This is a genomic window from Anabaenopsis elenkinii CCIBt3563 (assembly GCF_015245355.1).
Lineage (GTDB): Bacteria > Cyanobacteriota > Cyanobacteriia > Cyanobacteriales > Nostocaceae > Anabaenopsis > Anabaenopsis elenkinii.
Genome location: NZ_CP063311.1, coordinates 3,332,305 through 3,353,685 on the forward strand (window position 1 = coordinate 3,332,305; position 21,381 = coordinate 3,353,685).

At 40.2% G+C, this 21,381-nt stretch carries 18 protein-coding genes and 1 pseudogene; 10 read left to right on the top strand and 9 right to left on the bottom strand.

Annotation, left to right across the window (positions count from 1 at the left end; all coding sequences use genetic code 11):
• Nucleotides 1–31 precede the first annotated feature (31 nt).
• On the top strand, nucleotides 32–211 hold the full coding sequence (locus tag IM676_RS14555) for a chlorophyll a/b-binding protein (RefSeq protein ID WP_200987555.1): 180 nt from the start codon (nucleotides 32–34) through the stop codon (nucleotides 209–211).
• A 348-nt stretch (nucleotides 212–559) separates the two neighbouring features.
• Here the strand turns inward: IM676_RS14555 and rpoD are convergent, their stop codons facing one another.
• The 3 genes from rpoD to gyrB form a co-directional block, all read right to left on the bottom strand.
• Nucleotides 560–1,732: an RNA polymerase sigma factor RpoD gene (gene rpoD, locus IM676_RS14560; RefSeq protein ID WP_200987556.1), complete on the bottom strand. Its 1,173-nt coding sequence runs from the start codon at nucleotides 1,730–1,732 to the stop codon at nucleotides 560–562.
• Between the two features lie 1,502 nt (nucleotides 1,733–3,234).
• On the bottom strand, nucleotides 3,235–3,828 hold the full coding sequence (locus IM676_RS14565; protein WP_200987557.1) for a fasciclin domain-containing protein: 594 nt from the start codon (nucleotides 3,826–3,828) through the stop codon (nucleotides 3,235–3,237).
• 420 nt (nucleotides 3,829–4,248) lie between these two features.
• Entirely contained in the window at nucleotides 4,249–6,186 is a 1,938-nt protein-coding gene (gene gyrB, locus IM676_RS14570; RefSeq protein ID WP_200987558.1) for a DNA topoisomerase (ATP-hydrolyzing) subunit B, read from the bottom strand.
• Between the two features lie 319 nt (nucleotides 6,187–6,505).
• Between gyrB and miaA the strand changes: the two genes are divergently transcribed.
• The 5 genes from miaA (at nucleotide 6,506) to IM676_RS14595 (ending at nucleotide 11,861) form a co-directional block, all read left to right on the top strand.
• Nucleotides 6,506–7,396 carry a tRNA (adenosine(37)-N6)-dimethylallyltransferase MiaA gene (miaA, locus tag IM676_RS14575; protein ID WP_200987559.1) on the top strand — a complete coding sequence of 297 codons (891 nt, stop codon included), beginning with the start codon at nucleotides 6,506–6,508 and terminating at the stop codon, nucleotides 7,394–7,396.
• Between the two features lie 101 nt (nucleotides 7,397–7,497).
• On the top strand, nucleotides 7,498–8,970 hold the full coding sequence (gene glcD, locus IM676_RS14580) for a glycolate oxidase subunit GlcD (protein ID WP_200987560.1): 1,473 nt from the start codon (nucleotides 7,498–7,500) through the stop codon (nucleotides 8,968–8,970).
• Between the two features lie 115 nt (nucleotides 8,971–9,085).
• A complete protein-coding gene (locus IM676_RS14585) occupies nucleotides 9,086–10,306 on the top strand; it encodes a glycoside hydrolase family 10 protein (protein WP_200987561.1) in 1,221 nt (406 codons plus the stop codon).
• Nucleotides 10,307–10,356: 50 nt separating this feature from the next.
• On the top strand, nucleotides 10,357–10,776 hold the full coding sequence (locus IM676_RS14590) for a hypothetical protein (protein WP_200987562.1): 420 nt from the start codon (nucleotides 10,357–10,359) through the stop codon (nucleotides 10,774–10,776).
• A 59-nt stretch (nucleotides 10,777–10,835) separates the two neighbouring features.
• The gene (locus IM676_RS14595) at nucleotides 10,836–11,861 is read left to right on the top strand and encodes an IS701 family transposase (protein ID WP_200990024.1); all 1,026 of its coding nucleotides are present in this window, start codon (nucleotides 10,836–10,838) and stop codon (nucleotides 11,859–11,861) included.
• A gap of 99 nt (nucleotides 11,862–11,960) precedes the next feature.
• Here IM676_RS14595 and tftA read toward each other — a convergent pair whose 3' ends face one another.
• Nucleotides 11,961–13,310 carry a hormogonium tapered terminus morphoprotein TftA gene (gene tftA / locus IM676_RS14600; protein WP_200987563.1) on the bottom strand — a complete coding sequence of 450 codons (1,350 nt, stop codon included), beginning with the start codon at nucleotides 13,308–13,310 and terminating at the stop codon, nucleotides 11,961–11,963.
• Between the two features lie 110 nt (nucleotides 13,311–13,420).
• Between tftA and dnaG the strand changes: the two genes are divergently transcribed.
• Both dnaG and IM676_RS14610 read left to right on the top strand, forming a co-directional pair.
• Nucleotides 13,421–15,316, top strand: a complete 1,896-nt coding sequence (gene dnaG, locus IM676_RS14605; RefSeq protein ID WP_200987564.1) for a DNA primase — start codon at nucleotides 13,421–13,423, stop codon at nucleotides 15,314–15,316.
• A 107-nt stretch (nucleotides 15,317–15,423) separates the two neighbouring features.
• Nucleotides 15,424–16,002, top strand: a complete 579-nt coding sequence (locus IM676_RS14610; protein WP_200987565.1) for a Uma2 family endonuclease — start codon at nucleotides 15,424–15,426, stop codon at nucleotides 16,000–16,002.
• Between the two features lie 50 nt (nucleotides 16,003–16,052).
• Here the strand turns inward: IM676_RS14610 and IM676_RS14615 are convergent, their stop codons facing one another.
• Together IM676_RS14615 and IM676_RS14620 are read right to left on the bottom strand one after the other, a co-directional pair.
• A complete protein-coding gene (locus tag IM676_RS14615) occupies nucleotides 16,053–17,015 on the bottom strand; it encodes a protochlorophyllide reductase (protein WP_200987566.1) in 963 nt (320 codons plus the stop codon).
• Nucleotides 17,016–17,111: 96 nt separating this feature from the next.
• Nucleotides 17,112–17,621, bottom strand: a complete 510-nt coding sequence (locus IM676_RS14620) for a pentapeptide repeat-containing protein (protein ID WP_200990227.1) — start codon at nucleotides 17,619–17,621, stop codon at nucleotides 17,112–17,114.
• Between the two features lie 14 nt (nucleotides 17,622–17,635).
• Between IM676_RS14620 and IM676_RS14625 the strand changes: the two genes are divergently transcribed.
• Nucleotides 17,636–18,142: a YraN family protein gene (locus IM676_RS14625; RefSeq protein ID WP_200987567.1), complete on the top strand. Its 507-nt coding sequence runs from the start codon at nucleotides 17,636–17,638 to the stop codon at nucleotides 18,140–18,142.
• 17 nt (nucleotides 18,143–18,159) lie between these two features.
• Here IM676_RS14625 and IM676_RS14630 read toward each other — a convergent pair whose 3' ends face one another.
• The gene (locus tag IM676_RS14630; RefSeq protein WP_200987568.1) at nucleotides 18,160–18,549 is read right to left on the bottom strand and encodes a hypothetical protein; all 390 of its coding nucleotides are present in this window, start codon (nucleotides 18,547–18,549) and stop codon (nucleotides 18,160–18,162) included.
• Nucleotides 18,550–19,266: 717 nt separating this feature from the next.
• A pseudogene (gene tnpA / locus IM676_RS14635) lies at nucleotides 19,267–19,554 on the bottom strand (IS200/IS605 family transposase); the annotation flags it as partial.
• Between the two features lie 80 nt (nucleotides 19,555–19,634).
• Between tnpA and IM676_RS14640 the strand changes: the two are divergent.
• The gene (locus IM676_RS14640; protein WP_200990228.1) at nucleotides 19,635–20,963 is read left to right on the top strand and encodes an RNA-guided endonuclease InsQ/TnpB family protein; all 1,329 of its coding nucleotides are present in this window, start codon (nucleotides 19,635–19,637) and stop codon (nucleotides 20,961–20,963) included.
• Between the two features lies 1 nt (nucleotide 20,964).
• Here the strand turns inward: IM676_RS14640 and trxA are convergent, their stop codons facing one another.
• The gene (gene trxA / locus IM676_RS14645) at nucleotides 20,965–21,282 is read right to left on the bottom strand and encodes a thioredoxin (RefSeq protein ID WP_200987570.1); all 318 of its coding nucleotides are present in this window, start codon (nucleotides 21,280–21,282) and stop codon (nucleotides 20,965–20,967) included.
• Nucleotides 21,283–21,381: the final 99 nt, after the last annotated feature.

A 21,381-nucleotide genomic window follows, 5' to 3' on the forward strand; every position in this document is an offset into this window, starting at 1 on the left:
TATTTTGTAAATATAGTTAGGAGTGCCAGCCATGACAAACGCAACAAACGTTAATGCTCCGGTAACTGAAGATCGCAACGCTTGGCGTTGGGGCTTTACACCCCAGGCAGAAATTTGGAACGGTCGCTTGGCAATGATTGGCTTTTTAGCAGCCGCGCTGATTGAGTTGTTTTCTGGTCAAGGCTTCCTTCATTTCTGGGGAATTCTGTAAGTTTGATATACAGAAATAGCTAGATAAAAAAAATCAATAAAAAAACCTGGTAGTACCAGGTTTTTTTATTTATGTTTCATTTTTGTATCATTGACATACTCACCGACCTATAAAGTATGGCTTACGCCACGCTAGGATATAGGTGATTCTTGACGCTTCACAACAACTTGCTACCAAGGTAGTCTTACAGTCGTCGCTCCACGTCCATTTAAAGTCGTACCGACGATAGCCTATGGGGACTGTTTTTTGTATTCATACACCAAAAAAAGCAAGTTCTATGAACCAAAAAGCCGTCCTTTTAGGACGGGGCTTGTATCCCATTCTGTTGGTCAAACTAATGACTAATGACTACCGAATATATTCCTTAAGAACACTATTGCGATTGGGATGACGTAACTTACGGAGTGCTTTAGCCTCAATTTGACGAATCCGTTCCCGGGTGACGTTGAAAATTTGTCCAATTTCCTCTAGAGTCTTCATACGACCGTCATCTAAACCATAGCGGAGTCGCAGTACATCACGCTCACGAGGACTGAGACTATCGAGGACTTTTTCTAGGTCTTCACGCAGCAGATTTTTGGAGACCTGATCTTCTGGAGTTTCTCCATCAGATTCAATAAAATCACCCAATCGAGAATCTTCCTCTTTACCGATGGGGGTTTCTAGTGAAATGGGTAACTGAGCAGATTTAGCAATAAACCGTAACTTCTCGATGGTCATTTCCATGCGAGTCGCAATTTCTTCTTCAGTGGGTTTGCGACCCATTTCTTGAGATAGCAACTTGGTAGTTTTCTTAATCCGCGAAATGGTTTCGTAGAGATGAACCGGTAGGCGGATAGTACGGGATTGATCAGCGATCGCCCGGGTAATAGCTTGACGAATCCACCATGTGGCGTATGTAGAAAACTTATAACCTTTTTCATGGTCAAACTTTTCTGCAGCGCGAATCAAACCAAGACTACCTTCTTGAATTAAGTCTTGGAAAGACAAACCACGATTCATATATTTTTTGGCAATTGACACCACAAGACGCAGGTTCGATTGCACCATTTTATCTTTTGCCCTGCGACCGATATGCAGGCGATAACGAAATGCTGGTAATGGCAATTGTACTGCTTCTGCCCATTCCCGATATTCAGGTTCCCGTTCTAACTGCTCTTGCAGTCTATCCCGCACCCTTTCTAATTCCAGTAAATCAGCGATTTTACGCGCCAATTCGATTTCCTCGTCTGCCCGCAATAGTCTAATCCGACCAATTTCTTGCAAATAAAGGCGAATAGAGTCTTCAGTATAGTGCTTTTTCTTGCTTTGTGTCCGACGACGTGATTTAGCGGCTTTTCCAGACTTTATGTCGTCCTCATCAGACTGAGGCTCTAAAAACTCATCTTCGCCATCATCATTAATCAGCAAGTCCTCTTCTTCTTCTTCTTCGACTAAGAGTTCTAACTCGAGCTCAGGCTGATTTATTATTTCTAGGTCAGGCTGATAAATGCTTTCGAGTACGTTGTTAGCCTGGTTCATGCCGCGTTCCTCATGCTCCTTGCAGAATCAATTACTCAGATGTGTTTACTGCTCTGTGAATCGAGCTAGTTAACTACCGAAAATAGGGTTTTAGACTGACTTCCCGGAAGTTTTCGTCCTCTGTTAGAGGGCTGTTTGATGATATGTAGAAAGTCGTAGTACTGACTTGCTCATTTTAGTTAGAAATCATATGTGTTGCTATGACATATAATTTTTAACCCATTTGTTTAAACAAAGATTTGTCTTGATCCCAAAAACCTACCATTTCATATAACCAAAATATGAGTCTAATATGAATGTTGGCATATTTTCTGATAAAGACTTTTCCGATTGTAGCGTGTTTCACAAAAATTGCACTCTTTTTGTGTGTTAATCATGATGCAATTGTCCAAAGTCAAGCCACTAATAACTAAAAGATATTAGAAATGGTAGTCATCCCCTGAAATTTTTCACTTTCTCCCATCCTAGTGGCATTGTCTTTACATTCAAAGGAAACTACACCCGCTATTACATACATTTAAGTATGATATGCAACATTAATTACATAGCAACTCTTTTGTTAATGTTAACTTAAGCGAGAAATACTAATGCACCCATTTTTACATTTCCTTCATAAACAACTCAATTTTTAGATTTGCATGGACTTTCTGGCACTGTCAACACAGTCAGAATCATCATGCTCGTCTTCAGACACGGAACTTTTGCCCTGCCAAATGCCTAAACTAGGGAGTTGAGGCTCTGGTGTCATCAGCAAAATGACCAACAGTTGAGATTTAACTGATTCGTCTTATTCACACATTAGCGCACTGCTGAGATTTCTACCTTATGATAGTTGACAAACTGTTCTTATTGTATACACCGATATTCTAATCAATTCAGAAGAATTTTAACAGTCAAAATTACAGATATTAGACTTAAGTAGGCTAATATTTAAATTATACAGGCAATATCACAGCCATCACCCCGGCAATACAAAGAAGGTTTGAGTATTCAGAAGTCTGAAAATAAAACAGTCATATCACGAGTTTATTACCCACTGGCAGAGTTGGTGAAATTGGTAAGATTGTCAAATATAATACCCTCTTTCTATGAACAATGTTCAGATTACCTGATATTTAATCCTGAATATATTGACGTAATTCTGCTAGAGGAAAGAGATTTGGCTTTGCTCTTCCAGCATAACAAATGCTGTTCTCAGTTGTGGAAAAAATTTACCCACAACCTAGATATAGGTGGTATTGACTCTTACCACAGTGGCAATATAGTTCCTGGATCTCAGTCACATGCAATTAATATTGGATACCCCTTGACAAGAATTTCTTTTTGTGGTTATTTTGCATCATTAAAAATGATATTTATGGTAACTTTATCTTGATGTATTATATCAAACAATTTTACCAGACAAGAAATCACAAAGAAAATTCCCTAGGTTTTGCTTCAAATGGGAAGTTCAACCAGGGAGTATTACTTTTGATCAAATTATGTGAGTTCTGGCTAATGGTCTAAGTATCGGGGAAATCTGGTGGCAGAATTACCCGATCAATTATATGAACAATCCCGTTGCTAGCTAGAATATCTGCTTGAGTCACCCTAGCATTGTTAATAGTTATAGTTTGGGTAGCATCATTAACATCTACTGTGGCGGGACTACCCTCAATTGTATTCACTTGTCCAGATGTCAGTTGATTGGACGCAAATTTCCCCGGAACAACGTGATAAGCAATTAGCCTGGTTAATTGGTCTTTGTTTTCTGGTTTGAAGAGGTTGTCTAAAGTACCTGTGGGTAAGGCATCAAAAGCAGCATCAGTAGGTGCAAAGACAGTATAAGGCCCTGGGGTTGCCAATTGATCGATTAAGCCTGCTGCTACCACTGCTCGTGTTAAGGTTTGAAACTGTCCTTCCTGAGCTGCAGCTTGTGCTAGTTGGGCTAAATTCAGATCAGCAGTTGTTTCTACACGAATATCTGCAACAGGAGGCGCAGTCACTGGCGGCGCTTCTGTCACCGGAGGTTCAGCGCAAGCAGATAGAGTAACTAAACTGCCCAAACTGATTATATTCAGCAATCCTTTACCTATAACTTTTGGAGTGAATTTCATATGTTGGTGAAGATTCCATTCAGTCAAGAATTACTGATAATAGTGAATATTTTCATGGCAATCATCCCTCAACCTAACGACATAGCTTGGAAACACTTAAATTGATAGTTAAATTAATTTCATATTCGCTGCTGGCGGAATCAGGGTTTAAGGCTCTTTTAGCCAGTCATTGCATGGTGTGACTATTTAATATGTCGTGAGGTTTCATCAGTCACAAGAAGTAAATTATTATTTATAATTATTTATAATTATTTATAATCCCTAAATTTCCATACCAGTTCACAATCAAATAAATAACCTCACCCCCAGCCCTTATCCTGAGTCAGGAAAGGGAGGTGAGGTCAAATAGCCCCGGTTTTATGTAATTAATTAACTATTTTTGTGGCTTATTTAAGTAATTACACTCGAGAACATGGGTATTTATATATCTAAGTCTGTGAGATTGAGTTTAGAAGCATAGGTTTCGATGAACTCGCGTCTGGGTGCAACCCGATCGCCCATTAAAATTGTAAAAATGCGATCAGCTTCGGCTGCGTCTTCAATTTCCACCTGCTTCATTTTCCTGGTTTCTGGGTTCATGGTGGTGTCCCAGAGTTGTTGAGGCATCATTTCACCCAAACCTTTGAAACGTTGGATGGTATAGTTAGCGTTGCTGGGGAATTGAGCAATTTTTTGTTGTAATTCCCGATCGCTATAGCAATACTCATGATTGCGTCCCCGTTCTAATTTAAATAGTGGTGGACAGGCAATATATATGAAACCTTGTTCAATGAGCGATCGCTGATATCGATAGAAGAAAGTTAACAATAGTGTCCGGATGTGCGCCCCATCAACATCAGCATCAGTCATAATCACAATCCGATGATAACGCAGTTGGGAAGCGTCAAATTCGTCACCTTTTACGCCTAAACCCAGGGCTGTAATTAACGCTTGAACCTCGTTATTTTTATAAATTTTCGCGTCGTCTGTCTTCTCGATATTGAGGATTTTACCACGCAGGGGCAGGATGGCTTGAGTGCGGCGATCGCGTCCTTGTTTAGCACTTCCACCTGCTGAGTCCCCTTCGACGATAAATATCTCCGACTCTCTGGGGTCACGAGAACTGCAATCTGCCAATTTACCTGGTAACGGCGAAGATTCCAAGACAGATTTGCGCCGCACTAACTCCCGCGCATGACGAGCTGCTTCTGCGGCTTTAAAGGCTTGAATAGCTTTATCTAAAATCGAGTCAGCGATTCCCGGATGAAATTCTAAATACTCACTGAGAACTTCTCCCACCAAAGAATCAACAATCCCGCGAACTTCAGTATTACCGAGTTTGGTTTTAGTTTGTCCTTCAAATTCTGGGTCAGGGACTTTCACAGAGATTACTGCTGTCAAACCTTCCCGGACGTGTTCCCCACTGAGATTAGATTCATTCTCTTTGATCTTATTGCGCTTGCGAGCAATAGCATTTAAAGTACGAGTCAGAACCGCCTTTAACCCTTCTAAGTGAGTACCACCATCAACGGTACGAATATTATTAGCAAACCCCAGCACATTGTCTGTGTAAGCATCAGTACACCACTGTAAAGAAACTTCCACTTGTACATTATTGCGTTCTCCCTGCACATAAATGATTTCTTCGTGCAGTGGTTGCTTCTCCCGGTTCAAATAACCAACATACTCTTTAATCCCACCCTTATACTCGTAGGTTTCTACCCTGGGGGTGTCGCTTTTGAGTAATTCCAGGCGATGGTCGCTAAAGGTAATTTTGACTCCTGCATTCAGATAAGCCAGTTCCCGCAGGCGACCTGCTAAAGTCATGTAATCAAACTCAATACCAGTAGTAAATATTTGGTAATCTGGCTTAAATTTGACAGAAGTCCCTGTTTTAGCCTCTTTTTCAGGCTTTACTTGCAGTTCAGTAACTGGTATACCCCTTTCATAGCGCTGGATATGAACCTTATGATCCCGCCAAACAGTCACTTCTACCAGTTCCGACAGGGCGTTAACCACAGAAATCCCCACCCCGTGTAATCCTCCAGAAACCTTGTAACCACCACCGCCAAACTTTCCCCCGGCGTGTAATACGGTTAACACAGTTTCCAAAGCCGATTTCCCCGTGCGCGAATGGGTGTCGGTGGGAATACCCCGACCATCATCTGTGACAGTCACGGAACCATCCCCATTGATATCCACTTCTATATGGGTACAGTGACCCGCCAAAGCTTCATCAATAGAGTTATCTACCACTTCATAAACTAAATGGTGGAGTCCTCGCGGCCCGGTAGTCCCGATGTACATCCCCGGCCGTTTGCGGACGGCTTCCAGACCTTCCAGAACTTGAATCTGATCGGCACTGTAACTGCTCGTCATGAAAATTCTCCTGATGCATGGGTTAAAAGTCGCCCAAAAACAAAAAAGTTAAAACACACCAAGATTATAACACAAAAGGGTTAATGAGGATTATAGACCAATTTTGTGAGAAGTTTATATAAGGGATGTAGCCCCATAAGTTTTGTCAACTTATGCCTTGAAATTTTGAATTACTCCGATTGACTCTGTACTATATCACTTTGGTAGAGGAAAGGCGAGGAGGAACAGCAAATTACCCATCAGCCAAAATGCCAGAAAAACTTTAAGATTCTATCACAAAGACTTGACTGGAAAATGGCACTATGGGAAGTTTAAACTGATGACTAAATTAATTGTAATTTGCGGTGCTACGGCCACAGGTAAATCAGGCCTGGCTTTGACTTTAGCTAGGGGTTTAGGTTCTGTCATCCTCAGTGCTGACTCCCGTCAGGTGTATCGGGAATTTGATATTGGGACGGCGAAACCAACACTTACAGAACAAAAATTAGCACCTCATTATTTAATAGATATCTGCGACCCCAAGGACACTATGACGGTAGCAGACTATCAGGAACAAGCACAAGGTTTAATTTCTTCCCTACCCCAGTTTCCATTACTGTTAGTTGGTGGTACTGGTTTGTATATCCGCTCTATTGTCCAAGGGATGAAAATTCCCAGGGTTGCACCAGATCAGGAATTGCGATCGCAACTGGAATCTTTAGGACAAGCTAGCCTATATGGTATGTTAAAACAAGTAGATGCGATCGCTGCCCAAAAAATCCATCCCCATGATCATGTTCGGACTTTACGAGCATTAGAAGTATTTTACATTACGGGTTGCCCCATTTCTGGGCAGCAAGGAGAGAACCCCCCAGATTACCCAATTTTACAAATAGGTTTAGATTGTGACCCGACAAAATTAAGGCTGCGCATTCACAGGCGAACCGAACAAATGATCGCTGATGGTTTAGTGGCCGAGGTAGAATATCTTTGTCAAAAATATGGTGCTGATTTACCCTTATTAAACACTTTGGGATATCAAGAAATTAAGCAGTATTTGGCGGGTGAAATTTCTTTAGATACAGCCCAAGAATTAATTGTTTTACATACAAGACAATTCGCCAAGCGCCAGCGTACCTGGTTTAAAGCATATCCTCAAATTCAGTGGTTTAACGCCGATGATCCTGATTTAGTAGAAAAGGTTTGGCGACGAATGGGGGAATTTGTTTAGCAGCAAAGCCTGAACCATGGGATAAAAGTAGTAACTGTCCCTCCTTGCAAGCGCTATTCTAGTAAAAATGAAGATATATCTACATCTGACTATAAAAAGCTATGCTCATCCCAGAGAAAAAGCAATACAACTGGAAAGCTATTATTAAAGCATTTGAAACTGTAGTTGGTAAAAATGGCGTGGTACAACGCCGGGAAGAACTCATTACCTATGAGTGCGATGGTTTAACCAGTTATCGTGAACGTCCCGCTCTGGTATTACTACCCAGAACCACAGAGCAAATTGCCCAAATCGTCAAAATATGTAATCAATATTCTCTACCCTTTATCGCCCGTGGTTCTGGTACTGGATTATCTGGGGGGGCTTTACCTTCGGAAAATTCAGTTTTAATTGTCACTTCCCTAATGCGACAAATCCTGAGTATTGATTTAGATAATCAGCGCATTGTCGTACAACCAGGGGTAATTAATAGCTGGGTAACGCAAACCGTCAGCGGGGCGGGATTTTATTATGCACCAGACCCCTCCAGCCAAATTATCTGCTCAATTGGGGGTAATGTGGCAGAAAACTCTGGCGGAGTACATTGTTTAAAGTACGGTGTCACAACTAACCATGTTTTGGGTTTAAAAATTGTCACCCCCACCGGGGAAATTTTAGATTTGGGGGGGCAAATTCCCGAAACACCCGGTTATGATTTAACAGGTGTATTTGTCGGTTCTGAAGGTACTTTAGGTATCGCGACAGAAATTACTCTCAAAATCCTCAAAACTGCCGAATCAATTTGTGTATTATTAGCTGATTTTACCAGTATCGAAGCCGCTGGGGCAACGGTTTCTGATATTATCAGCGCCGGAATTATTCCCGGTGGGATGGAAATGATGGATAACATTAGTATTAATGCAGTTGAGGATGTTGTCGCGACAAATTGTTATCCTCGCGATGCTACGGCTATTTTATTAGTAGAAATTGATGGCTTGGATGTGGAGGTTCAAGTCAATAAACAACGGGTTGCGGAAATTTGTCGGCAAAATGGAGCGCGCAATGTAACTAGTGCTAGTGATCCAGAAACTCGTTTAAAACTTTGGAAAGGACGCAAAGCAGCTTTCGCGGCCGCTGGACACTTAAGCCCAGATTATTATGTCCAAGATGGTGTTATCCCCAGAACTCAGCTACCTTATGTTCTGCAAGAAATTGAGGCATTAAGTGAAAAATATGGTTATAAAATTGCTAATGTATTTCATGCTGGCGACGGTAACTTACATCCTTTAATTCTCTATGATAATTCCATACCAGGGGCGCTGGAAAAAGTAGAAGAAGTAGGGGGAGAAATTCTCAAGCTGTGTGTTAAAGTCGGAGGAAGTATTTCCGGTGAACATGGTATTGGTGCTGATAAAAAATGTTATATGCCAGATATGTTTACCCCTGCTGACTTAGAAACTATGCAATGGGTAAGACAAGTATTTAATCCCCAAGGTTTAGCAAATCCTGGTAAAATATTCCCCACACCCCGCACTTGTGGCGAAGCCGCAAATTCAGTGAGTATTAAGCAGTTTCCCGGAGTGGAAAAATTTTAATTGGGCTAGTAATTTCGGCGAGTTTTGTATTAATGATATCATCATATCATCCTGAGAAATGTTAACTAAATATCTATATATAGCTATTTCTTAGGAACAAAAGTCAAGCCCATCAATGAAAACTTGGAATAAAGGTAGTTTTTTTCACTTACTGTGTTGGGGATTTCTGATCGTCTACACAGTATTTTTATTTCCTTCACTTCCTGCATCTCAATCGGAAAAAAGCTTACCAACAACAGAATTACGCGGTGTTTGGCTGACTAATGTCGCTAGTGGCGTATTATTTATACCCTGGGGAATTAACCGCGCCATTACACAATTATCAGCACTGAATTTTAATACCATTTATCCGGTGGTTTGGAACCGCGGCCATACTTTTTATAAGAGTAAGTTAGCTAAAGTTGTAACTGGTTCAGATGCAGATACTCTACTCAATATCATGCACGGCGGACAGGACGTTTTAGCAAAAATTATTAAGATTGCTAGACCTCATCAATTAAGTGTGATTCCTTGGTTTGAATATGGTTTTATGACCCCACCTCATTCACAATTAGCCAGGCGTTATCCTGATTGGTTAACCATGGGAAAAGAAGGGGAAAAATCTACTAATGAAGTTCCTTTAGAGGAAATGAATGATAATTCAGGACATCAGCAAGCTTGGTTAAATGCTCTGCATCCAGAAGTTCAAGAGTTTATCTTGGGCTTAATTAAGGAAGTGGTCAGCATTTATCATGTGGATGGTGTTCAATTAGATGATCATTTTGGTATGCCTGTACAATTTGGTTATGATGCTTTCACCGTTGATCTTTATCGCCAAGAACATGATGGTAAAAGTCCTCCTAGTGACCCGTTTGATCCAGAATGGATGGCTTGGCGCGCTAATAAGATTACTAATTTTATGGCAAAAGTTCATCAAAGTGTGAAAGCAATTAAACCTAATGCGGTCATATCTCTATCCCCAAATTCACAGGGTTTTGCCTATAAATACTATTTACAAGACTGGGAAACTTGGGTAAGGAGAGGTTTGGTGGATGAGTTAATATTGCAGGTATATCGCAATAATCAAAAGAGTTTTATTACTGAATTAGAACAACCAGCAGTGAAATTCGCTCGGACTCGGATACCGGTGAGTATTGGGATTTTAACCGGAACCTCTACTAGTCCTATGAAGATTTCCCAAATTCAACAACAGGTGAAGACAGTACGCGATCGCAATTTTCCAGGTATTTCATTTTTTTACTGGGAAAGTTTGTGGGGTAGCATTACCCCAGAACCTAAAGAGCAAAGGTTACAAGTGTTTCAGAAATTATTCGCCGCTAAAGCTGTTAGACCTTAACCTGGGAAAATGCTGTATACTATCGCTAGCGGATTGTATATGAATTTAACATGATACGGCTTTTGGTGACTGCGATTTTACTGGCGTTATTGACAGGGTGTGGTAGTATTGGATTATTGCCTAATACTCAGTTAGTCGAAAAAGCGATCGCACTCCAGGTAGAACAAACCCAGGAGCAACTCAACCAAAAACTGGATTTAGACTTCTCCGATTTTGAAATCAAACATTTAAAAATTCGCCAGGAACAACCCCTAACCATTGAAAACTTACCAGCTTTCCGCGTCCGGGGAACCTACGATTTAATTTTGCACCTTCCCAAAAGACAGTTAACACAACACCAACAACCTTTTGAAGTTTATTTGCAAATTCAGCAAGAAGGGAAAAGCTGGCGCTTGCTACTTCCCCAACAACAAAACCAGGAGTCACAAGGGAATTGGCGCAGCTATTTAATCCTAGGAGTTACGCATTGACAGAATAACAAAATAGTGCATTGATAAATATAGGTCGTCTACTTGCTAGGTATCAGACAATTAGAAAAATCACGAAACCATCCACAGCGCAATGCAATCTAGACCTATACACCTTATTTTTACTGTCAGAGCCAAAGTTTGGGGGGTGCAGTAGGTTAGCAGAGATATTAGGAGACGTTTCACATGATAGTGTGAATCGCTTTTTACTGAGAGAGCGATATGAACCGAAAGATTTATTCAACATTATAGAAAAAGTTATTAACTTGGTAGGAGGAATACTAAGTGTAGATGATACAGTGATAGAAAAGATTTACAGCGACCCCAAAAATGCTGAATTAATCGGTTATTTTTGGTCAGGTAAAGCCCATAAAACAATCATTGGCTTAAATTTAATCACTCTATATTACAGTGATATTCATGGTAATTCAGTGCCAATAAATTACAGAATATATGATAAAAAGGAGGGAAAAACAAAAAACGATTATTTTAGAGAAATGGTAAGTGAAATAATAAGCTGGGGAGTCAAACCCAGAATTGTAACAGGTGATAGTTGGTATTCAGGAGTAGAAAATTTGAAATTCCTAAAAAACCAGAAATTGGGTTTTCTCTTCGGAATTGAAAAAAATAGAACTGTTTCAAATGAGCCACACAAGTATTGTCAAGTAAGCACTCTGGCTATTCCCGAAGAAGGATTAAGGACTCATCTGAAAGAATTTGGATTTATAAAGTTGTTGAGGAAAGACTTTAAAAAAGAAGACTCTAGACACTATATTTTGTATCTTCCAGATGAGGAAAGAATCGAGGATATAACTAGAAATGAATTTATGACAATTCATGATACTCATTGGGGAATTGAAACCTTTCATCGAGCCATAAAACAAGTATGTGGAATTTGTCGGTTCATGGTTAGAGATACTCATGCAATTAAGACTCACATCTTTTGTTCACTTCAAGCTTTTGTTAAGTTGGAGTTTATGCGCTCTGAGAAAATAATTAGCAATTGGTATGAAATACAACGGAATCTGTTTACTTTAGTTGTACGTGAGCATATTTTTGCTAATCTTAATAGCGATCGCATGATCTAGATATCATAGATCATATTTTTTGTCAATGCGTAAGTCCTAGATCCATAGATCATATTTTTTGTCAATGCGTAAGTCCTAAATCCTTTGATATCAGTTACATCAAAAAATCTGTGCTGAAGTATATAAGCGTTTCATGATTGCTAAGATTTTTGTAGCATAATCTAAATCTGCTGACCAGCGCCCAGAAAGTTGATAAATTGATGGCGCAATTCCACGGGTGATAAAGCGAAATCGTGGGTCTACCACTTCGTTTACTAAAGGTTCAAGACTTCCATAGGCTTTTAAGTGTTGAATATGCGCTCTCACCCCAATTCTGGCGCTAGGAAAAGACGCAGCTTCAGCACTACCACCAATACAACCCAAACCAGCAAAGTTATGTTGCTCAGGTCTGACATCGCCCCCAAAACGTAAAAATTCAGTTTCTAAACACATTTGGCAGAAAGCAATGTCATAGTTCACACCCTCGATCTTACCTTCTTCTCGATATAATTGGGCTATCTCTGGAAAATTTACTAAAGCTTTTTCATAGTTGTTTTTCAGGAATAATTGTAACTCTACTTCCGATGCGTTACCCCTGGACATAATCCGGTCTAGTTGATCCAGACAAATTAATAAATTAGAACGTAAATTAACTATATTAACTGTGGAATCCCATGTAATTTCAACGTGAAATTCTCTTAAATCCACAGCTTTAATATAAACTATTTTATGGTAACTAATACGGTAAACATCTGTTAACTTAGATAAATCAATTTGTAGCTGATCTACTAAATTAATGGGAATGTAGCAATTACCATTAACTAATATGCCTTTTTCCCCATATTTTTGCCCATTAATATGAATATCAATAACTGGATAATTAGATACAACAGTATTTACAGAAATGCGGTCAGTTAGCCGACTCCAAGATATTAAACCCTCAGCAATTCCCAACGCAAAATCACGGCGACGATTTTGTAACAATAAGCGATCTTCTGGACTGCTCAGAAAGCCTACTTGCATCAATAAAGAAGGAATGATAACCTGGCGACAAAATGCCAAACTCCCCAAGGAACTATCTGTATCTGGCTTAACTCCCCAATTTCCTAACTGAGGGACACGCCCTAAAAGCTTGAGTAATAATAGTTCTCCATGACTTTGACGCTCTTGGTTATCAGCAATATAGTGGATACCAGCACCCTGGAGAATAGGACTGATAGCAGCTTGAGCATGAATTTCTAAGGCTACATCACCCGGACAGCTACGGGAATTAATCCAAGCAATAGTATCGGTGGCGCTCAGGTGGTCTGGAACGGCTAAAACTGGACAATTTTGTGCCCGTAATTCTGTTACTATTAAATCCCGCAGCAAAATCATTTCTGTGGTTTCGTTTATACTACCTGCTATGGAGCCTGTGTATACACCTTTTGCTGCTTTACCTCCAGCAGCGGAAATAAAAATACGTCCCATTTTTAGTTACTGTGTGTTATCAAAATTCAGTGCAAATAATTTTATACATTTCTGTTGGCTTTGGAGTAAGAATATAATACCTATTAGTGACTACAAAATAATCAACTAAAATGCAAATTCCCCGTTTGCACCCGGATACAATTGAGGAAATTAAACAACGTGCTGACATTGTTGATATTGTTTCACAGTACGTGGTTTTACGCAAGCGTGGTAAAGATTTTGTGGGCTTGTGTCCCTTCCATAATGAAAAAAGTCCCAGTTTCACAGTCAGTCAAACCAAGCAAATGTATTATTGTTTCGGCTGTCAAGCTGGGGGAAATGCCATTAAGTTTTTAATGGACGTGGGAAAACAGTCTTTTGCGGAAGTTGTGTTAGATTTAGCACAACGTTATCAAGTTCCTATCCAAACTCTCGCACCAGAACAACGTCAAGAATTACAACGTCATATTTCTTTACGTGAGCAGTTGTATGAGGTTTTGGCTTCAGCAGCACAGTTTTATCAACACGCCCTCAGACAGAGTCAGGGAGAAAAAGCATATGAATATTTACGACGCGATCGCCAAATCCGGGAAGAAACAATTCAGCAATTTGGGTTAGGTTATGCACCCCCGGGGTGGGAAACTCTACAACGCTATCTGGTGGAAGATAAACACTACCCCATACAATTGCTGGAGAAAGGCGGATTAATTAAGCCCCGTCAGGGGGGAAGCGGTTATTATGATGTGTTTCGCGATCGCTTGATGATTCCCATCCGCGATGTTCAAGGGCGGATAATTGCTTTTGGTGCTAGAACCCTATCTGATGAGCAACCAAAATATTTAAACTCACCAGACACTGAGCTTTTTAGTAAGGGTAAAACATTATTTGCCCTCGACCAAGCTAAAACTGGAATTTGCCAATGTGATCAAGCTGTGGTTGTAGAAGGATATTTTGATGCGATCGCCCTCCATGCTGTTGGTATTACTAATGTTGTGGCTTCCCTGGGTACAGCCTTAAGCATAGAACAGGTGCGGTTAATCTTACGCTACACCGAATCTAAAGAATTAATACTCAACTTTGATGCTGACAAAGCAGGTAATATCGCTGCTGAACGGGCCATTGGGGAAATAGCCGCACTTGCATATAAAGGGGAAATGCAACTGAAGATTCTGAATATTCCCGATGGTAAAGATGCTGACGAATACTTATATAGTCATACACCCCAAGAGTATAAACAACTGCTAGCAACTGCGCCACTGTGGCTGAATTGGCAGATTGAGCAAATTATTCAAAATCGAGACTTAAAAAAAGCTACCGACTTTCAGCAGGTCAGCGAAAAATTTGTTAAATTACTGAAAAATATAGATAATCGTGATACCAGAAACTATTACATCTCTCACTGTGCGGAAATTCTCAGCTTAGGTGACACCAGACTCATACCCCTACGAGTGGAAAATCTGTTAACTCAAATTGCGCCCACTAGAGTCATCACAAATAAACCCTTACCCCCTCAGAAGAAATGGGATAGTCCTAAGCCTACACCGGATCTTATTTCAGAAAATAAAAGTCTTTTAGAATTAGCAGAAGCCTTACTCCTAAGAATTTATCTGCACTGTCCCGAACAGCGCCAGGCTATTTTCCAGACCTTAGAAGCAAGGAATTTAGAATTTAGCCTTTCCCACCATCGATTATTGTGGCAGAATATTTTAGAATTAATGGGAGAGGAACTAGATTTAATATCAAGTTTACAAAATAAATATTTAGAATTATCAGCACCAATCGAGGTAATTTCCCATTTATTTCATCTGACTGAAAAAACTCAGAAAGAAATTCTGCGGACACCCCAAGTAGTCCAATCTGCGATCGCCTGTATGGAGAGAGTATTAATAGAAAAACGCTGTCGTTACTTTTTGGAAGTCTGGCAAAAAACCGGATCAGAATCAGATTACCAATCTTTCTACACCGAAAAAATCCGACTACAGGAATTAGAGAGCCAACGCCTATTTCCCATTACAGATTTGCTGTAATTTCATGCTGAGAATTACAACTGCTCAAGAAATTTTTGAGAATTGGAATACCATTAATCCGCCCTAATCTATTACAATCAACATAAACCTGTATCACCTTAGCTTTTATGAACCTAAATACTGCTAAACGCTTCAGCGTCGATGAATATCACCGTCTAGCAGAACTCGGTTTTTTTGCAGAGGATGACCGATTTGAGCTAATTGAAGGAGAAATAGTGGAAATGGTCGCTAAAGGTACACCACACTCCGTTTGTAAAACTCTTTTATTAAGGGAGTTAATCAAGGTTTTAGGAGACAGCGCTTTAGTCAGAGGTCAACAACCAATTATCATCTCTGAGTACAGTGAACCTGAGCCAGATTTAGCCATTGTTCGTAATGTTGATGATAATTACCTTTCTGGTCATCCTCAGCCATCTGATATATTGCTATTAATTGAAGTTGCTGATTCCTCATTGAAATATGACCAAGAGATAAAATTACCTCTTTATGCCAAAGCACATATTAATAATTATTGGATATTTAATTTACTAGATAATCATCTAGAATGTTACAGTCAACCTTATCAAGATTTACAAGATAAATTTGGCTATCGCCGCAAATTAATTTACTTACCAGAGGAAAAAATCACATTATCCGGGTTTGCTAATTTAGTTTTAGATTTATCTCGGGTATTTCCCAAAATATAAAAAAAACCACAGATGAAGCTTGTTCATCTGTAGTTCAACTTAGCAAAAGTCTAAACTAATCCTACCAACTTGGCACTTAAATCCCACAGACTTTCAGCCTTGTCATCATCACTAGCTTCATTAGAGACCTCTTGCAGAAATGACTTACGGTTTTTCTTCTGTCTATTTCCCCAGCTCCAATAAGCACCAGATTGATTATATGCAGGATCACTAACTACCTCAGCTACGCGATCGCCAGCCTCCTCCTCAGACACAAACCCGCCAGTAATGTACTTTTGGAAAACTGGGAAAATCTTCTGAAACAAAGGATAGTGATTTCTAAACAGAGCAGTTGTGGCCACACAACCAGGATAAAGAGAGCTAAAAGTGATCCCGTGTGACTCATGATAACGCCTATGTAGCTCCCTCATAGTCAAAACATTACACACCTTACTATCCTTGTAAGCCTTCACGGGTTCAAACTTCTTACCGTCAATCATCGTGATTGGATCTTTAAACCCTTGAGCCAAACCCTTCAAATCACCCAAATCTGGACGCGGTGGAATTTTTCCTCCCAACTCCTTCGGGTTATGGGTAACAGTTCCCAAAATCACCAAGCGTGGCTCCGCAGATCGGGAATTTTTCAAGTCTTCCAAAAGCAAATTACACAACAGGAAATGACCAAGGTGATTTGTGGCCACAGTCAGTTCAAATCCCTCTGGGCTGCGCAATGGCTCCTTGATTAAAGGCATATAAATTGCCGCATTGCAAACCAAAGCATCCAAAGACTTACCAGTAGCGTGGAAATCCTTGACAAACTCCCGAACACTATCTAAAGAAGCTAAGTCAATATGCATGACTGTGTAGCTGTCCGGCTGCATTCCCAAAGACTTAGCAGCATTTTCTGCCTTGGATAAATCCCGACAGGCCATCACCACATACCATCCTTTTTGGGAAAGTGCTCTTGCAGCTTGCAAGCCCACCCCAGAGGAAGCGCCTGTGATCACGACTGTTGATTTCTGATCTTGTGTCATTTTAATTAAAACTGCATGAATTGTCTTGTGACATATTTATAATCTCTAATGTTCTCATATCACAGAACCAGCGAGTTTTAAATTTTGAAAAGCAGATTACTGGCAAAACAATGTATCCCGTGTATCCCTTCCTGTTAAGGGATTAGTACCTTTAGCCAGTTGGCACAATTTTTTTTCCTCATCGGGACGCAGCAGAACATCAGTAAAATCCGCCCCATCAATAATCGCACCGTCAAACCTAGCGTTAGCAGCAAACGCACCTTCTAAAATCGCATTAGTCAAATTAGCTTTAATCAGTCGAGCTGAATCTAAAGTAGCAAAGGACAGGTCAGCACCCTCCAAATTTGCCGATTCTAAATTCGCCGCAAAAAAGCTGACACCACGCAAACTCGCATGGCTAAAGTTACTCTGGCGGAGATTAGCTTTAGTAAAACTAGAGTCTGTCAAATCACGTCCAGAAAAGTCAGACTCTGTCAATATCTCTTTGTTATATTCCAGGGCTACAGCTGTTGGCGTATACCCTACAATTATTGTGATGCTAACTAGGACACCAAGCAATACAACGAGTATGCTAGTCCCAATTTCCTGACTTAATCTACTATTCATCATATTTTTAACCAATGGCGAACCCTCCTTCCTCTCATTATCCCGATATTGGTGAATTAGGAGAAGACCTAGTAGCACAATGGTTACAGTCTAGAGGCTGGACTATTTTGCATCGTCGTTTTTCCAGTAGTTGGGGGGAAATCGACATTATCGCCCAGTTTCAGGAGCAACAGCTAGGTAGTGAAGGTGATCTGTTTGTTCACCAATTACCCCAACTAGCATTTGTGGAAGTCAAAACCCGTAGTCGCGGAAGTTGGGATGCAGGGGGTAAAAGTGCCATCACACCCAAAAAACAGGCTAAAATTTGGCGGACTGCCAAAATATTTTTAGCTGAGTATCCTCATAAAGCTGACTACCCATCTCGCTTTGACGTTGCTCTTGTTTACTCTCGGCAAATATCAAAACAGCCGACTAGAATTACATTGATTCCAGAACCTTTAGCTAGCTTATCAGCGGATGGATACCAATTTTATTTGCAAGAATATCTCCCAGCAGCTTTTGATTGTTCTGTCGAGGACTGATGGTCTGGAATTAACATTCACGCCAGTGTTTCCGGACAGTAACCCAACCCCCGGACGAATTGTTGTCGGAAGGCTTCAATTTCTTCTTTCTCGGGGTTACCATGGGAGACGATCGCCACTTGGTAGCGCCGCATTACCTCTACAGGGTATTGTCCGGCTTGTAAACTCCAAAGTGCCATTTGCACCCGCATTGGTGGTGTATAGCTAATTCCTAATTCATTGAGAAAAGCCCGAAAGTCCCCATCCTGTTGGGGCGAAATTGCCTCTGTTAATTTTATCCTTACTACCCAGCCGTCAATTTGATGTATTACGCTCACGAAAGAAACAGGTATCTGAGGTCTGGCGTGGAGATGTTGTACAATTCTCAAGGTTAAACTGGCATTGGCCAGGTAATATAAATATTCCATAGTTGCTGCTGGGGACTACCTCCCATCCTACATTTCCATCTTCGTCAGTAGATCGCCGTTGTGGTTAGGGTAAAACCCCCCGTTCTTATATGGGGAAGTCTACCCAATTTTAACGCTAACACGAAAGTCCCTATCTTCAGCGAAGCAAGGTAGGGATGAATAGTGGGAAATTACGAAAACCTCTAAAATGTATCTGAACGTAGTTCAGAGAGTGCTCAGGGGATTTGAGTAATTGACAATTACTTGTTAGGCGCATCTTGAGATTGTATATATTGCTTGATTTTCTCAAGAAGCAACAAGTAGAAGCAACATAATATGAACTCGACCAAAAAACAGGTTTTCTATAAAAATTAGATAGATATTCTGAGAGGATGTTTGGAAAGTATTAAACAGGTAATTTTTATATTAGGGAACAGGGAACACACCGAACAGGGAATGGGGGACACTCCGAAACAATAAAATCCAGTCCCCTCCCCTTACAAGGACAAGACAAGGTGGACAAGGTGGACAAGGTGACAAGGGAGAAAAACAGTACAAAGTCTGTATTTTTAGTAAGAAAAATAGCCCCTTAAAAGACCATTGTCCGTATAAAATCTTCCTTGTCCACTTTCCTTCCTTGTCTTCCTAGTCTTGCCTTCACAGATCATATTAAAAACCTACCCTTGCAAGGAGAGGGTGGGGTGAAACAATAGTTGATACACTAATCATGACTGATCAAACATCCTCTGAAAATTCCTTTTGGATAATTTTACTGGATGCTGATTTCAATCTGCCTACAAGAGAAGATAAATTGTTATCTGGATGAAAATCAACTAGCAGATGAACATGGTCTACTTCTGGTGAAAATTCAATTAGTCTGCACTTGGTTTTTACACAAACATTAGCAAATATTTCTTGTAGTCTCTCCAATATTGTTGTAGTTATTGTTTTCCGTCTATATTTAGTTACAAACACCAAGTGTAGGTGAACAGAGAAAACCGAGTGAGAACCTTTTCTTACAACCAATTGACAAACATATACATCATTTCTAATATAATAGAACAAAATACCTGCAGGAGGAAAATAAATCAGTGGCGACAAGGCGGATGACTTTCAGGCTATACCCAAATAAGCAGATAGAACAGTCTTTGAGGTATCACCGAAAGCTTCACAAAGACATTTTTAACGCTGCTGTATATAACAGATTTACTCAATATCAAAAATTCAACCATAAGGTTGATTATTTTGAGCAACAAAATTGTTTACCTGCATTCAAAGAAGTGTGGACAGAGTATAAGGAAATTAACTCTCAATCTCTGCAAGCCACATTAAAACGCGTAGATTATGCTTTTGAACGTTGGTTCAAAGGTTTAAGTAAACGTCCTAAATTCAAATCAATTCTACATTATTCAGGTTGGACATATCCGGCTAAATCTGGGTATTCAGTAGAATCCCACGGCGAAAATGGGTATTTGAATCTGTCTAAAATCGGACGTATTCAGATGCGGGGTAAAGCTAAGTATTGGGGAACTCCCACTACTTGTACTATCCTTTATCGTCATGGTAAATGGTACGCATCGATTACTGTAGATGTTTTAGACCAAGTTCTCAAGGCAGAAATTTTACCAACTGGTGCTGTTGGTATAGATTTAGGTTGTAATGCAGGGTTGTCAATTACTGATGGTCAGAATCATCAACAGATTGAGGCTCCTAAGTTTTTGAGAACCGCTGAACATCAAATCAAGAAAGCATCCAAGGATAAAAGACGAAAACGCGCCCCAAATAGGAAGCAAAAAATTAAAGCTTCTAGGAGATGGAAAAAAGCTCAATCAAAGGTTAGTAAACTAATTCGTAAGGTTGCTAACCAGCGTCAAAATTGGGTACATCAAGTTGCAACAGACATTGTACGCGGTAATAGCTTCGTTGCAACTGAGAAACTAGAAGTCAAGAACATGACCAGTAAAGCTAAAAAAGGCAAGGGTAAGAAACAAAAAGCAGGTTTGAATAAGTCAATACTAGATGTTGGTTTTGGGATGCTTCGCAGTACCATCAAGTACAAAGTTGAGCAGATTGGTGGTGTATTTGTAGAAGTTCCCACCAAGAAAGTAAAACCTAGCCAAACCTGTCCTAAATGCGGTCATCAACACAAGAAAACACTTGATATGAGGGTGCATAATTGTGGTGTTTGTGGTTATACACAAGACCGCGACATCGCCGCAGCAGAAGTAATGCTTTACTGGGGAAAAGGAATTCTACCGGAGTCAGGAACTGGCTTCGTAGTTGCAGAGTCGCCTAGCTCTACCGTATCGATCCAGCAAGCTGGATCGATGCGGCAACTAGGGGCAAAGAAGCGACAAAAATCTACAGAAAGTTTTGCTAAAAACGAACTGAGGGAGGTAGAAACCTACAGTTCAGGCGAAGCCAACTGTGGGTAGTTCATATGAAATTTTGCAGATGTTGTACTAGTTGTTCTGCTTGCATCACTCCCTCAATTCTCTCGACTGGCTGACCTTGCTTAAACAGTATCAATGTCGGTAAGGCAGTAATTTGGTACTGACTTGCTAACATGGTATACTTTTCGGTGTCAATTTTGACAACACGCAAACGATTTTGTAATCGGGCGTTAACTTGCTCTAAAATTGGTACCATCATCTGACAAGGACCACACCAATCAGCATAAAAATCTACTAATACTGGTACATCAGAACCAGATAACATCTCTTCAAAACTGTTGAATTGTTTTTTTGTCGCCATGTGACACACACCAAATCTTTATTGATTGCTTTTAATGGTAATGTGTACCTTACAGAATCGGCATATCATCATTTTGTTTTTATTGTTGCTCAATTTCCC